Raw genomic sequence first — 13002 nt, 5'->3', positions numbered from 1 at the left:
CACCCCAACAGAGTGACGGCCACACGCCGCCCGGCACAGCACCCGAACGGCGCGTCACATCACAACAGGGCAAACGTTCCCTGCTACGGCACTAGACGGCCGCGGACCGTTCGAGTCCGGCATTTTTCGCCCGCGCACGGGCCCTGCGACACGCCGCCCACCTGCGCCTTTGACAAATCATACGGAGGATTGCATAGTTATGCCTATCAGTGATTGCACCGTAAGGAGAAACCCGTGACCGAGCGCGTCGTACTCGCCTATTCGGGCGGCCTGGACACCTCCGTCGCCATCGGCTGGATCGCCGAGGAGACGGGCGCTGAGGTCATCGCCGTTGCAGTGGATGTCGGTCAGGGCGGCGAGGACCTGGACGTCATCCGTAAGCGCGCGCTCGCCTGCGGTGCCGTCGAGGCCGAGGTCGCGGACGCCAAGGACGAGTTCGCCGAGGAGTACTGTCTCCCGGCGATCAAGGCCAACGCCCTCTACATGGACCGCTACCCGCTGGTCTCGGCCCTGTCCCGGCCGACCATCGTCAAGCACCTCGTCGCCGCCGCCAACAAGCACAACGCGGGCATCGTCGCCCACGGCTGCACCGGCAAGGGCAACGACCAGGTCCGCTTCGAGGCCGGCATCTCCGCGCTCGGCCCCGACCTGAAGTGCATCGCCCCGGTCCGTGACTACGCGATGACCCGGGACAAGGCGATCGCCTTCTGCGAGGAGAAGAATCTCCCGATCGCGACCACCAAGAAGTCCCCGTACTCCATCGACCAGAACGTCTTCGGGCGTGCCGTCGAGACGGGCTTCCTGGAGGACATCTGGAACGCGCCGATCGAGGACATCTACGAGTACACCGAAAACCCCGCCACCCCGCGCGAGGCCGACGAGGTCGTCATCTCCTTCAGGGAGGGCGTGCCCGTGGCCGTCGACGGCAGGCCCGTCACGGTCCTCCAGGCGATCCAGCAGCTCAACCAGCGGGCCGGCGCCCAGGGCATCGGCCGGATCGACATGGTCGAGGACCGTCTCGTCGGCATCAAGTCCCGTGAGGTGTACGAGGCCCCGGGCGCGATCGCACTGATCACCGCCCACCAGGAGCTGGAGAATGTCACCGTCGAGCGCGAGCTGGCCCGCTACAAGCGGCAGGTCGAGCAGCGCTGGGGCGAGCTGGTCTACGACGGCCTGTGGTTCTCGCCGCTCAAGCGCGCCCTGGACGGCTTCATCAACGAGGCCAACCAGAACGTCACCGGTGATATCCGGATGACCATGCACGCGGGCCGCGCCGTCGTCACCGGCCGGAAGTCCGAGCAGTCGCTCTACGATTTCAACCTCGCCACCTACGACTCGGGCGACACGTTCGACCAGTCCAAGGCGCAGGGCTTCATCGAGATCTTCGGCCTCTCGTCGAAGATCGCCGCGAAGCGTGACCTCGCCTGACCCCAGTAGTCACGTCGCCGCCTCCCCGACCCTCTGTGCGGGGAGGCGGTTGCACATCCACCCCTTGTTCTTCCGAGGAGCACGCAGTGAGCAACGGCAACGGCAACAGCGACGTACGCCTCTGGGGCGCCCGCTTCGCCGACGGTCCGGCCGAGGCGCTGGCCAAACTGTCCGCCTCCGTCCACTTCGACTGGCGGCTCGCGCCGTACGACATCGCCGGCTCCCGCGCCCACGCGCGAGTGCTGAACAAGGCGGGCCTGCTCACCGAGGACGAGCTGAGCCGCATGATCGCCGGCCTCGACCAGCTCGAAGCCGATGTCGCCGACGGCTCGTTCACCGGCACCGTCGCCGACGAGGACGTCCACACCGCGCTGGAACGCGGCCTGCTTGAGCGCCTCGGCCCGGACCTCGGCGGCAAGCTGCGGGCCGGCCGGTCCCGGAACGACCAGATCGCCACGCTCTTCCGGATGTACCTGCGCGACCACGCCCGGATCATCGGCGGTCTGATCGCCGAGCTGCAGGGCGCCCTGGTCGGCCTCGCCGAGGAGCATCCGGACGTCGCGATGCCCGGTCGTACACATCTGCAGCACGCCCAGCCGGTGCTCTTCGCCCATCACGTCCTGGCCCATGCGCAGTCCCTGTCCCGGGACGCCGAGCGGCTGCGTCAGTGGGACGAGCGGACCGCCGTCTCCCCGTACGGCTCCGGCGCGCTGGCCGGGTCGTCCCTCGGGCTCGACCCGGAGGCGGTCGCCGCCGACCTCGGCTTCGAGCACGGCTCCGTCGGCAACTCCATCGACGGCACGGCCTCCCGCGACTTCGCCGCCGAGTTCGCGTTCATCACCGCGATGATCGGTGTCAACCTCTCCCGGATCGCGGAGGAGGTCATCATCTGGAACACGAAGGAGTTCTCCTTCGTCACCCTGCACGACGCCTTCTCCACCGGCTCCTCGATCATGCCGCAGAAGAAGAACCCGGACATCGCCGAGCTGGCCCGCGGCAAGTCCGGCCGGCTGATCGGCAACCTGACGGGCCTGATGGCCACGCTGAAGGCGCTCCCGCTCGCGTACAACCGCGACCTCCAGGAGGACAAGGAGCCGGTCTTCGACTCCTGCGACCAGCTCGAAGTCCTGCTGCCCGCCTTCACCGGAATGATGGCCACGCTCACCGTCAACCGCGAGCGCATGGAGGAGCTGGCCCCGGCCGGCTTCTCGCTCGCCACCGACATCGCCGAGTGGCTGGTCAAGCAGGGCGTGCCGTTCCGCGTCGCGCACGAGGTCGCGGGCGAGTGCGTCAAGGAGTGCGAGCAGCAGGGCATCGAGCTCGACGAGCTGACCGACGAGCAGTTCGCGAAGATCTCCGAGCACCTCACACCCGAGGTCCGCACGGTCCTCAATGTGGCCGGTGCGCTCGCGTCCCGCAGCGGCCGCGGCGGTACGGCCCCGTCGGCCGTGGCCGTACAGCTCACCGAGGTCAAGGCCGACCTCGTCGTCCAGCAGGCGTGGGCCACCGCGAAGAACTGACGCGCAGAACCGGCAGCGCCGAAGGCGAATCGAGGCGGGGAGCGGCCGTACGTTCCCCGCCTTCCGGTTTTCCCGGGCTGAGTTACGTTGACGGGGAGCGCACCCGATCGACGAGGAGCCCACGATGCCTTTCGCCCTTCCCCGAGCTCTCGGCTTCGCTCGACCAGGGGAGGCCCCATCGGCCACAGCGAGTACTCCGACCGCCCGCATCGGGCTCGGCCTGGCAGCGGTCGGCAGGCCCGGCTACATCAACCTCCACCGCGACCGCGATCTGCCCGGTGACCGCAGCGTCGAGGCGCTGCGCGAGCGCACCCACGAGCTGCTGGATGCCGCCTACGCGCAGGGCGTCCGCTACTTCGACGCGGCCCGCTCCTACGGCCGTTCGGAGGAGTTCCTCGCCGAGTGGCTGACGGCGCGCCCGGAAGTGCGCGATGTCGTCATCGGCAGCAAGTGGGGCTACACCTACACCGCCGACTGGAGCGTCGAAGCCGAGGTGCACGAGGTCAAGGACCACAGCCTCGCCACGTTCGAACGCCAGCGCGCAGAGACCGACGCGCTGCTCGGTGACCGCCTCGACCTCTACCAGATCCACTCGGTGACCGCCGACAGCCCGGCCCTCACCGACAAGGAGCTGCACGCACGGCTCGCCGCACTCGCCGCGGAGGGGGTCAGCGTCGGCCTGTCCACGAGCGGACCCGCCCAGGCCGACGCCATCCGGGCCGCTCTTGCCGTCACGGTCGACGGTGCGCCGCTCTTCCGTACGGTCCAGGCCACCTACAACGCCCTGGAGACCTCGGCCGGAGCGGCGCTCGCCGAGGCCCATGACGCCGGGCTCACCGTGATCGTCAAGGAAGCCATGGCCAACGGCCGGCTCGCCGGAACGGAAGCCCCCGCCGTTGTCCAGGAGATCGCCGCCGAGGCCGGCCTGGGCAGTGACGCGATCGCCCTGGCGCTCGTACTGCAGCAGCCGTGGGCCGGTGTGGTGCTCTCCGGTGCGGCGACCGTCGACCAGCTCGCCGGAAACCTGAACGCGGCCGTTGTCGACCTCGACGAGGAGCGGCGCGCCGGGCTCGATGCGCTCGTGGAGGAGCCGGAGGCGTACTGGCGTCATCGCGCCGGGCTGCCGTGGAGCTGAGCGGGCGCCCGGCGCCGGTGAAGCGGCGCTGATCCACCTGTCACATCGACGAGATCCGGTTCGTCATCGCATTGACGGAACACTACGGAGGAATGTGACAGTGGACGGAATCGAGTTCCTGGCAGAACGCTTCGAGGAGAACCGGACTCAGCTGAAGGCCGTGGCCTACCGGATGCTCGGCTCGGCGAGCGAGGCGGAGGACGCGGTCCAGGAAGCCTGGATCCGGCTCAGCCGCTCCGACAGCCGGGCGATCGAGAACCTGGGCGGCTGGCTGACGACGGTCGTCGGGCGAGTGTGTCTGGACATGCTCCGCTCACGCCGCTCCCGCCGCGAGGAGCCCCTCGACACACGGGCGCCCGAGGCGCACGCCCCCGAACAGGTGCTCGGCGCTCAGCCGGATGCCGATCCCGAGCAGCAGGCCCTGATGGCCGACTCGGTCGGTCTGGCGATGCTGGTCGTCCTCGAAACGCTCGACCCCGCCGAGCGGCTCGCCTTCGTACTGCACGACATGTTCGCCGTGCCCTTCGACGAGATCGCCCGCATCGTGGACCGCACCCCGGCCGCGGCCCGGCAGCTCGCCAGCCGGGCCCGTCGCCGGGTGCAGGGGGTGGACCCGGTTGCGGACCCCGATCTCACCCGCAAGCGCGCGGTCGTCGACGCCTTCCTGGCCGCCGCTCGTGGCGGTGACTTCGAGGCTCTCGTCGCCGTGCTCGACCCGGACGTGGTGGTGCGCTCCGACATCGGCGCCGGTGGTGTCGGTGCGCCGTCCCTGGTGCGGGGCGCCGCGGCCGTGGCCCGTCAGGCGATGATGTTCGCGCCGTTCGCCCAGTCGTCGCAGCCGGCACTGGTCGGCGGGAACCCGGCCGTCATCTCCACGCGCGAGGGCCGGCGGTTCTCGGTCATGATCTTCACGATCTCGCGGGGGAAGGTCGTCGAGATGTCCGTCATCAACGACCCGGCCCGCCTCCCCGACCTGGATCTGACCGTCCTCAACGACTGACCCTGGGCGGGCGGCCGTACTGCGCGCTCAGGGTCCGCCGCCCCGGCGGCCGTCCGCCCACTCGGCCAGCTTCTCGAAATCGGCCGGCAGCAGTCCGATCCGCGGGTCGATCCACATCAGCAGCGTCTCGGCCGCCCCCTGTCCCGCGATCCACTCCCGGTCCTGCTCGGCGATCTCGTCGTCGACCCAGGCGAACGGCCGGCCGGCCGCGTACTCCACGATGTACTGCGTCTTCCAGTACGTACCGTCCGGTGCGCCGCCAAGCATCGACGGCCAGTCGACGTACGGCAGCGGGGGCAGCCCGAGTCGCGGCCCGATCCACTCGTTGGCCTCGTCCTTCCAGGTCGTCGCCCAGACCAGTTCGTAACGGCCGGCGAGGGCCAGCAGCGCCTGGCCGTGCTCCGGGTTGAGCAGGACGGGCAGCGGCGTCCCGTAGTCCCACCCGGTCGGCCGCATCAGATGCAGCGCATAGCCGTCCGGGATCCGGCGGCGCATCAGTGCCGCGTACGGATTGAGCGGACCGTCGATGTCGATCAGCAGCAGCGGCTTCATGCCGACATCGTCCTCTCTCCCTTCCGCGGAGGCAGAGCCTCCGATGAGACATTCTTGTCTCATATGGTTTATTGTTGTCTCATGACTCTCGACCGTGAGCAGGTGCTGCGCAGCGCCGCCGCCCTGCTGACCCGTAAATCGACCGCCACCATGGACGAGGTCGCCAGAGCCGCAGGCATCGGACGCGCCACCCTGCACCGGCACTTCGCCGGACGGGACGCCCTGGTCAAAGCGTTGGAGAACCTGGGAATCCAGGAGTTCGAAGCGGCCCTGGACGCCGCCGCGCTCGACGAGGGGAGCTGCGAGGAGGCGCTGCGCCGACTCGTCGCGGCCGTCGAGCCGAGCGCCGGACTGCTCTCCTTCCTCGTCACCGAGAACCAGCTCTTCGAGGGCGACGAGGTGAACGAAGGCTGGAACCGGCTCGACGCCCAGGTCTCCGCCCTCTTCCGGCGCGGCCAGGAGCGCGGCGAGTTCCGCATCGACCTCACCCCCGCCTGGCTGACCGAGGCCCTCTACGGACTGGTCTCCAGCGGCGCCTGGGCCGTCCAGGCGGGCCGGGTCGCCGGGCAGGACTTCCAGTACATGATCGTCGAGTTGCTGCTCGGCGGTGCACGCCGGAGCGTGGAGCAATGAGCAGTCTCGAACAGCACGCGGAAACCTCCCAAGAGCTGCGCCGTCCGGGGCGGTGGATCGCCCTGGCCGTCCTCGTCCTCGCTGTGCTGCTCGTGGCCGTGGACGCTACGGTCCTCGGCCTCGCCACCCCCTTCCTCACCGAGGACCTCAAGCCGTCCGGCACCCAGCTGCTCTGGATCGGCGACGTCTACTCCTTCGTCATCGCCGGACTCCTCGTCTCCATGGGCAGCCTCGGTGACCGCATCGGCCGCAAGAAGCTGCTGCTGACCGGTGCCGTCGCCTTCGGCGCGGTGTCCGTACTCAACGCGTACGCGAGCACGCCCGAGATGATGATCCTGGCGCGGGCGCTGCTCGGTGTCGCCGGTGCCACCCTGATGCCGTCCACGCTCGCGCTGATCCGCAATCTCTTCCACGATCCGCGCGAGCGCAGCCTCGCCATCGGTATCTGGGGAGCCATGGCCTCCGCGGGTGCGGCCGTCGGCCCTGTCGTCGGCGGCTTCCTCCTGGAGCACTTCTGGTGGGGCTCGGTCTTCCTGATCAACCTGCCGGTCATGGCCGTTCTCGTGGTCGTCGGCATCAAAATGATCCCCGAGTCGAAGAATCCGGCACCGGGCCCGTGGGACCTCGTCAGCGTGGCGCTCTCCTTCATCGGCATGATCGGAGTCGTATACGCCATCAAGGAGCTGGCCGCGCACGGCGCGGGCTGGGAGGTCGCCGTCGCGGGAATCGGCGGCATGGCCGCGCTCTGCTGGTTCGTACGCAGGCAACTCACGCTCCCCGCACCCCTGCTGGACATGCGGCTCTTCCACCACCGTGGCTTCTCGGGTGCGGTCCTCGCTGATCTGCTGACCATCCTCGGCCTGTCGGGGCTCGTCTTCTTCCTCTCCCAGTTCCTGCAACTGGTACAGGGGCGCGGGCCGCTGGAGGCCGGCCTCGCCGAACTGCCCGCAGCCGTCGGTGCGGTCACCGCGGGTCTGATCGCCGGCCTGGCAGCCCGGCGCTACTCGGTGCGGTCGGTGGTGTCCGGCGGTCTCGGGGCGATCGGCCTGGCGCTCGCCGCGGTCACCGTGATTCACAAGGAGACCGCCTATCCGCTGATCGGCGCGGTGCTGCTGGTCGTCGGCGTCGGTGCGGGCTTCGCCTTCACCGTCACCTCCGATGTGATTCTCTCCAGCGTCCCGAAGGAGCAGGCAGGCTCCGCGGGCGCGGTCTCCGAGACGGCGTACGAACTCGGTGCGGCCCTCGGCATCGCCCTGCTCGGCTCCGTCGTCACCGGCGTCTACCAGGACTTCGCCACCCCGAAGGGCGTCCCGTCCGCCAACGCCGCAGCGGCCCATGAGTCGCTGGGCGGCGCCGTCGAAGCGGCCCACGGCCTTCCGGCGCAGCAGGCGGGCGCGCTGGTCTCCGCGGCACAGGAGTCGTTCGTCGACGGACTGCGGCTCGCGGCGGGGGTCGGCGCGGCGGTCCTGCTGGCGACGGCCGTCGCCGCCTGGTTCCTGTTGCGCGGTCAGAAGCTGGAGGACGGCATCGTCCACCAGTAGCCGCCCGCGCCCTGGGCCGTACGAGGTGTGATGACATACGGAAGGGCCCGTACCACCAACCGGGGTACGGGCCCTTCCGTATGTCCTGCGCCGCGCGTCAGCTCACGCGGCCTTGGCCTTCGTCGCATACATGTCGACGTACTCCTGACCCGACAGCCGCATCACCTCGGCCATCACGGAGTCGGTCACCGCCCGCAGCACATAGCGGTCGCGGTCCATGCCCTCGTAGCGGGAGAACTCCATCGGAGCACCGAAACGGACCGTCACCTTGCCGGGACGGGGCAGACCGGTACCACCGGGCTGCAGCTTGTCCGTACCGATCATCGCGAACGGCACCACCGGCGCACCCGTCATCAGCGTCAGCCGGGCGATGCCCGTACGGCCCCGGTAGAGGCGGCCGTCGGGGGAGCGGGTGCCCTCCGGATAGATGGCGAACGCCTTGCCCTCCTCCAGCACCCGACGGCCCGTCATCAGCGCCGCGACACCGCCGCGGCCGCCGTCCCGGTCCACCGGAATCATGCCGCAGCCCGTGAAGAACCAGGCCATTGCCCGGCCCTTGAGCCCCTTGCCCGTCACGTACTCGTCCTTGCCGATGTAGAAAACCTGCCGGTCGCAGCAGATCGGCATGATCATCGAGTCGATGAATGTCAGATGATTGCCCGCGAGGATCACCGGACCGTCCCCGGGAATGTTTTCCACACCCTCCACCTGGGGGCGGAACATCAGACGCAAGATCGGTCCGAGCACTGCCTTGATGAGTGCGTGTCGGGACAACGGTTCCTCCGGTGTAGTGGCCGGGCCGGCCGGGGCGCGGGATCGTGACGGTCCATGCAGGTGAGGACGATACTCGCGGGTACTCGCCCCTCGCACATCGGGTTCATCGAGCGGATACGCAGTGTTGACATGTGTTTCCGCCAAGTTCGTCCAGGAGCTGCTCCTACGACGGTACGACTCCATACGCTCGGGCCTCGCCCGACAGGTGCGAGACATCACACGCGAGGAGTATTCATGACAGAGCGCGCGCAGGCAGGTCCCGGCCGCAGAACCCTGCTGGGAGCGGGGGCCGCCGTACTGGGCACGGCCGCCCTCGGACTGGCCGGCGGACCGGCCGACGCCGCCGAGAACGCCGCCAAAAACGCCGCCGGAAACGCCTCCGAGCGGTCCGGGGGCCACGGCGGGGGTAGCGGCTTCCGCCTCGACCTGCCGGTGCCCACCGTCATAGGACACCGCGGCACCAGCGGCTACCGGCCCGAGCACACCCTCGGCTCCTACCAGCTGGCCCTCGACATGGGCGCGCACATCATCGAGCAGGACCTGGTGCCGACCAAGGACGGCCACCTCGTCTGCCGTCACGAGAACGACATCACCGCCACCACCGATGTCTCCGCCCACCCCGAGTTCGCGAGCCGCAAAACCACGAAGAAGGTCGACGGGGTCTCCCTCACCGGCTGGTTCACCGAGGACTTCACCCTCGCCGAGCTGAAGACGCTCCGCGCCAAGGAGCGCATCCCCGGCACCCGTCAGAAGAACACGCTCTACGACGGCCGCTGGGAGGTACCCACGTTCGAAGAGGTGCTCCAGTGGGCCGACCGCGAGGGCCGCAAGCGCGGCAAGCCGGTCTGGCTGTACGTCGAGACCAAGCACCCCACGTACTTCCGCGGCCTCGGCCTCGGACTCGAGGAGCCCCTCGCCAAGCTGCTGCGCCGCTACAACCGCCACCGCAAGCAGTCGCCGCTCATCCTCCAGTCCTTCGAGCCCGGCAGCATCCAGCGGCTGGCCGGACTCGTCGCCACCCCGCGGGTCGTACTGCTCTCCGGCGCCGGCGAGCGGCCCTGGGACTTCGTGACGTCCGGAGATCCGCGTACCGTCGCCGACCTGGTGAAGCCCGAGGGCCTGAAGTGGATGGCGTCCTTCGCGCAGGGCATCGGACCCACTCTGGACCTGATCATTCCCAAGGACGCCTCGGGCCGGCTCACCGCACCGACCACCCTGGTGAAGGATGCGCACGCCCAGGGCCTGGTCCTCCACCCGTACACCATGCGGAACGAGAACTCCTTCCTTCCTGCCGACTTCCGGCGCGGCACGGACCCCAACGCGTACGGTGACGCATTCGGCGCGTTCCAGGCGTACTTCGCGACGGGTATCGACGGGATCTTCTCCGACAATCCAGACACCGCTCTTCTCGCTGCGGCGGACTTCGCCGTGAGGTGACACCTGCGTCAGCACCCGGCCGGGGCGTGCCCCGGTCGGGTGGTGCTCGCCGGTTACGGCAACCGGCCGTCGGCACAGGTGCGTCGGCCGGGGCATGACGCTTATCGATCTCGCCCCCGTGGGGACCGCCGCCGGCCCTGCGGCGGTCGTCCATTCCCTGTATCCACTGGTGAGTGCCGAGGCCGCGGCCGAGGCGGCAGCCTCGGCAACGGGCGCGGCGATCGAAACCGCCGATCTCGAACAGGCCGTCTGGCTACGGCTGCTGGAGCGGCTCGCGCAGGACGGGCCGCCGGCGGACACGGCGCGCTGGGTGCGGGACGCCGTACGGGCGGAGGCCCGCAGGGCCCGCCGTACCGCCCGGCGCGAACGCCCCTACCGTGACGAGACCTCCGCGGATCCGGCCGGCTGCCCGGAGCGGATCGCCGTCGGCGCCGACGAACGCCGGGCGCTGCGCGCCGCGGTGGAACGGCTACCCGGCCGGTGCGCCCGGCTGCTGGCGGCGATGCTCGCGCCCAGTGATCCCACCTACCGGGAAATCGCAGGGAAGTTGGGTATGTCACAGGGGAGTTTGGGTCCGATCCGTTCCCGATGCCTTGGATGTCTGCGCAGAATGCTCGCGGCGGAGGTTGTAGCTCCTGAACTGCGGGGAAAGGAGCGTTAGACAACCGGTGGATCAGGTGGGCGGAGGCATGCGCACATGGGCATGAGCGTGATCATCTCGGCGGCGGCGGCACAGGACGCCGAACAGATCTTGAAACTTCAGTACCTCTGCTTCCAGAGCGAGGCGGAGCTGTACGGGAACTACCGGATCGACCCGCTCGTCCAGACCCTCGATTCGGTGCGCGCGGAGATCGCCACGAATCTGGTGTTCGTGGCGCGGCTGGGGGACGAAGTCGTCGGCTCGGTCCGTGGATCCACCGATCAGGACGGTACCGGTCAGATCGCGAGGCTCTGCGTCCACCCGCGGCTCCAGGGGCACGGTCTCGGCGCCCGGCTGCTGCGGGCCGCGGAGTCGGGACTCGTCGACGAGCGGTCGGCCACTCGCTTCCGGCTGCACACCGGCCATCGCAGCGAGGGCAATCTGCGGCTCTACCAGCGGGCGGGTTACGCCCCCGTGGGCAACGAGACCGGTCGGGACGGTGTCCGGATGATCCTGCTGGAGAAGGACACGACCGCCCCCGCCTATGTGGCCAGCGCGTAGGGCCGGTTACGCGTTCTCGCTCCGCCTACGCGGTTTTCGCCCGGCGCAGCCACATCATCCCGGTGATCGGCAGGATCACCGGGATGAACAGATAGCCCATACCGAAGTCGGACCAGACGGTGGCGTCCGCGAACGCCGAGGGCTCCACCATCGTCCAGGTCCCCACGACCAGCACACCCAGGAGCTCGGCGGCGCAGCACACCAGCGCCGACCTGCGCGCCTTCTCGCCGCCGCGCACCAGCGAGTACGTGATGAATCCGTACACGAGGGCGGCGACGGCCGACAGCGCGTAGGCGAGCGGCGCCTTGTCGAAGTCCAGGATCATCTGGACGATCGAGCGGGAGGCCGCCGCGACGGTGAACACCCCGTAGAACCAGACCAGCACCCGGCCGGGACCGGTGCCGAGGTCGAAGGGCTGCTTCTCGCCGGTGGCCGCTGCGGGGGTGCGATCGGTTTCGGTCACGGTCAGTTTCCCCAGATGTCGTAGAGCCGGACTTCGAGGACGGCCAGCACGACCGCGCCCGCCGCCACTGTCACCGAACCCCACCGGGTCCGCTCGGTGAGCGACAGGAAACCGGCCGCGGGCACGGCGAGGAAGGCCCCGATCAGATACGCGATGAAGATCGTCATGCCCTGCTCGGGCCGTTCGCCCCGGGACAGCTGCACGATGCCCACCACCAGCTGGGCCAGCGCCAGCAGGGAGACCACTGCCATCCCGATGAAGTGCCAGTCCTTGGTCGGCTGGTCCCGGTATGCAGCGAATCCGCACCAGGCGGCGAGGGCGAGCGCGGTCACGGCGACCGCGACCGTCAGGGCGTCAAGCATGAGGTGAGGGTATTACGGACCAAAAGGCCCCCTGCGTGCGCCCCCGTACCCGGAGGACATGGCCCGAGGGCAAGGCCCTAGTGTCGATACACATGAAGATCCATGCCGAAGCCCTGCTGTTCGACAACGACGGAACACTGCTCTCCTCGATCGAGTCGGTGTACCGCTGCTGGACCCGGTGGGCCCAGGAGTACGGGATGACGGCGCAGGACTTCCAGGGCATCGAACTGCACGGCCGGACGGCAGGCGAGATCATCGCCGAGCTGCTGCCCGCGGATCGGGTCGACGGGGCCCTGGCCCGTATAGAACAGCTGGAGGTCGAGGACGCCCCCGGCGGAGTCGTGATCCTGCCCGGCACCAAGGAACTGCTCGGTGCGCTGCCCGCGCACCGCTGGGCCGTCGTCACCTCCGCCACCCGGCCGCTCGGCGAGGCCCGGCTGCGCGAGGTGGGGATCGACTTCCCCGTGATGATCGCCGCCGAGGACGTCACCCGGGGCAAGCCCGACCCCGAGCCCTACCTCCTGGCCGCCGCGCGCCTCGGCGTCGACCCGGCCCGCTGTGTGGTCTTCGAGGACGCCCCCGCCGGACTGCGGGCCGGACGGGCGGCAGGCATGAAGACCGTGGCCTTGGCCACAACGCACGACCGATCCGAGCTGGACGCGGATGTTGTCATCGATGACCTCTCCGCCGTATCGGTGCAGGTCACAGCCCAGGGCGTGGAAATCACGACGGTCGGCTGAACTGGCTCGCACCGCCATCCACGGCTGTCCGCTATTCGGACAGGCGGGCTGGGCGGAACGTTACGTCTGTTTTACTTGGGCCATGACCACGACGAGCAACCGCATCCTTGCGACCGAGGCGATCACGACGCCCGGTGCTCGTTGTATGTGTCGAATGCGCGCCTTCTGAGGGCCCCCGCCTGAGCCTCGCGCCCCGAAGCGAGACCGAGCCAGAGC

Annotated in this window: 14 protein-coding genes; 10 read left to right on the top strand and 4 right to left on the bottom strand. The window is 69.4% G+C overall.

Annotated elements, in window-relative coordinates; genetic code table 11:
* Positions 1-234: 234 nt before the first annotated feature.
* The 4 genes from ACIPEK_RS29080 (at position 235) to ACIPEK_RS29065 (ending at position 5083) form a co-directional block, all read left to right on the top strand.
* Positions 235-1428 carry an argininosuccinate synthase gene (locus ACIPEK_RS29080; RefSeq protein WP_402001834.1) on the top strand — a complete coding sequence of 398 codons (1194 nt, stop codon included), beginning with the start codon at positions 235-237 and terminating at the stop codon, positions 1426-1428.
* Between the two features lie 86 nt (positions 1429-1514).
* Entirely contained in the window at positions 1515-2948 is a 1434-nt protein-coding gene (argH, locus tag ACIPEK_RS29075) for an argininosuccinate lyase (RefSeq protein WP_402001831.1), read from the top strand.
* A 124-nt stretch (positions 2949-3072) separates the two neighbouring features.
* On the top strand, positions 3073-4083 hold the full coding sequence (locus ACIPEK_RS29070; RefSeq protein ID WP_402001829.1) for an aldo/keto reductase: 1011 nt from the start codon (positions 3073-3075) through the stop codon (positions 4081-4083).
* A 100-nt stretch (positions 4084-4183) separates the two neighbouring features.
* A complete protein-coding gene (locus tag ACIPEK_RS29065; protein ID WP_402001826.1) occupies positions 4184-5083 on the top strand; it encodes a sigma-70 family RNA polymerase sigma factor in 900 nt (299 codons plus the stop codon).
* 27 nt (positions 5084-5110) lie between these two features.
* Here the strand turns inward: ACIPEK_RS29065 and ACIPEK_RS29060 are convergent, their stop codons facing one another.
* The gene (locus ACIPEK_RS29060; RefSeq protein WP_402001823.1) at positions 5111-5635 is read right to left on the bottom strand and encodes a hypothetical protein; all 525 of its coding nucleotides are present in this window, start codon (positions 5633-5635) and stop codon (positions 5111-5113) included.
* An 81-nt stretch (positions 5636-5716) separates the two neighbouring features.
* Between ACIPEK_RS29060 and ACIPEK_RS29055 the strand changes: the two genes are divergently transcribed.
* Both ACIPEK_RS29055 and ACIPEK_RS29050 read left to right on the top strand, forming a co-directional pair.
* Positions 5717-6268, top strand: a complete 552-nt coding sequence (locus tag ACIPEK_RS29055; protein WP_402001820.1) for a TetR/AcrR family transcriptional regulator — start codon at positions 5717-5719, stop codon at positions 6266-6268.
* A complete protein-coding gene (locus ACIPEK_RS29050; protein WP_402001817.1) occupies positions 6265-7809 on the top strand; it encodes an MFS transporter in 1545 nt (514 codons plus the stop codon). Before ACIPEK_RS29055 ends, ACIPEK_RS29050 begins: the two co-directional genes overlap by 4 nt.
* 102 nt (positions 7810-7911) lie before the next feature.
* On the opposite strand, the gene ACIPEK_RS29045 is transcribed toward ACIPEK_RS29050, so the two are convergent.
* Positions 7912-8583 carry a lysophospholipid acyltransferase family protein gene (locus ACIPEK_RS29045; RefSeq protein ID WP_382216810.1) on the bottom strand — a complete coding sequence of 224 codons (672 nt, stop codon included), beginning with the start codon at positions 8581-8583 and terminating at the stop codon, positions 7912-7914.
* 234 nt (positions 8584-8817) lie between these two features.
* Here ACIPEK_RS29045 and ACIPEK_RS29040 point away from each other — a divergent pair, with 234 nt between their 5' ends.
* The 3 genes from ACIPEK_RS29040 to ACIPEK_RS29030 all read left to right on the top strand — a co-directional run bounded on the left by ACIPEK_RS29040 (position 8818) and on the right by ACIPEK_RS29030 (position 11221).
* On the top strand, positions 8818-10020 hold the full coding sequence (locus ACIPEK_RS29040) for a glycerophosphodiester phosphodiesterase (protein ID WP_402001814.1): 1203 nt from the start codon (positions 8818-8820) through the stop codon (positions 10018-10020).
* A 94-nt stretch (positions 10021-10114) separates the two neighbouring features.
* Positions 10115-10681, top strand: coding sequence for a sigma-70 family RNA polymerase sigma factor (locus ACIPEK_RS29035; RefSeq protein ID WP_402001811.1), 567 nt, complete (start codon positions 10115-10117; stop codon positions 10679-10681).
* Between the two features lie 36 nt (positions 10682-10717).
* Positions 10718-11221 carry a GNAT family N-acetyltransferase gene (locus ACIPEK_RS29030; RefSeq protein ID WP_383073776.1) on the top strand — a complete coding sequence of 168 codons (504 nt, stop codon included), beginning with the start codon at positions 10718-10720 and terminating at the stop codon, positions 11219-11221.
* Positions 11222-11246: 25 nt separating this feature from the next.
* Here the strand turns inward: ACIPEK_RS29030 and ACIPEK_RS29025 are convergent, their stop codons facing one another.
* Both ACIPEK_RS29025 and ACIPEK_RS29020 read right to left on the bottom strand, forming a co-directional pair.
* Positions 11247-11684 carry a hypothetical protein gene (locus ACIPEK_RS29025; RefSeq protein WP_383073777.1) on the bottom strand — a complete coding sequence of 146 codons (438 nt, stop codon included), beginning with the start codon at positions 11682-11684 and terminating at the stop codon, positions 11247-11249.
* 2 nt (positions 11685-11686) lie between these two features.
* On the bottom strand, positions 11687-12046 hold the full coding sequence (locus tag ACIPEK_RS29020) for a hypothetical protein (RefSeq protein WP_072484474.1): 360 nt from the start codon (positions 12044-12046) through the stop codon (positions 11687-11689).
* A 92-nt stretch (positions 12047-12138) separates the two neighbouring features.
* Here ACIPEK_RS29020 and ACIPEK_RS29015 point away from each other — a divergent pair, with 92 nt between their 5' ends.
* Positions 12139-12786, top strand: coding sequence for an HAD family hydrolase (locus ACIPEK_RS29015; RefSeq protein WP_402001807.1), 648 nt, complete (start codon positions 12139-12141; stop codon positions 12784-12786).
* The last annotated feature ends 216 nt before the right edge of the window (positions 12787-13002 follow it).

This window comes from Streptomyces sp. NPDC088246 (genome assembly GCF_044741025.1).
Lineage (GTDB): Bacteria > Actinomycetota > Actinomycetes > Streptomycetales > Streptomycetaceae > Streptomyces.
The sequence above is the reverse complement of the archived record's forward strand: the minus strand, read 5'-3'. Positions and strand labels throughout refer to the sequence as shown.

Excerpts from the sequence above, each read along its gene's own strand:
- ACIPEK_RS29060 (WP_402001823.1), bottom strand. The coding sequence starts at position 5,635 with ATGAAGCCGCTGCTGCTGATCGACATCGACGGTCCGCTCAATCCGTAC.
- ACIPEK_RS29020 (WP_072484474.1), bottom strand. The coding sequence starts at position 12,046 with ATGCTTGACGCCCTGACGGTCGCGGTCGCCGTGACCGCGCTCGCCCTC.
- ACIPEK_RS29040 (WP_402001814.1), top strand. The coding sequence starts at position 8,818 with ATGACAGAGCGCGCGCAGGCAGGTCCCGGCCGCAGAACCCTGCTGGGA.
- ACIPEK_RS29030 (WP_383073776.1), top strand. The coding sequence starts at position 10,718 with ATGGGCATGAGCGTGATCATCTCGGCGGCGGCGGCACAGGACGCCGAA.
- ACIPEK_RS29035 (WP_402001811.1), top strand. The coding sequence starts at position 10,115 with ATGACGCTTATCGATCTCGCCCCCGTGGGGACCGCCGCCGGCCCTGCG.
- ACIPEK_RS29015 (WP_402001807.1), top strand. The coding sequence starts at position 12,139 with ATGAAGATCCATGCCGAAGCCCTGCTGTTCGACAACGACGGAACACTG.
- ACIPEK_RS29055 (WP_402001820.1), top strand. The coding sequence starts at position 5,717 with ATGACTCTCGACCGTGAGCAGGTGCTGCGCAGCGCCGCCGCCCTGCTG.
- ACIPEK_RS29070 (WP_402001829.1), top strand. The coding sequence starts at position 3,073 with ATGCCTTTCGCCCTTCCCCGAGCTCTCGGCTTCGCTCGACCAGGGGAG.
- ACIPEK_RS29050 (WP_402001817.1), top strand. The coding sequence starts at position 6,265 with ATGAGCAGTCTCGAACAGCACGCGGAAACCTCCCAAGAGCTGCGCCGT.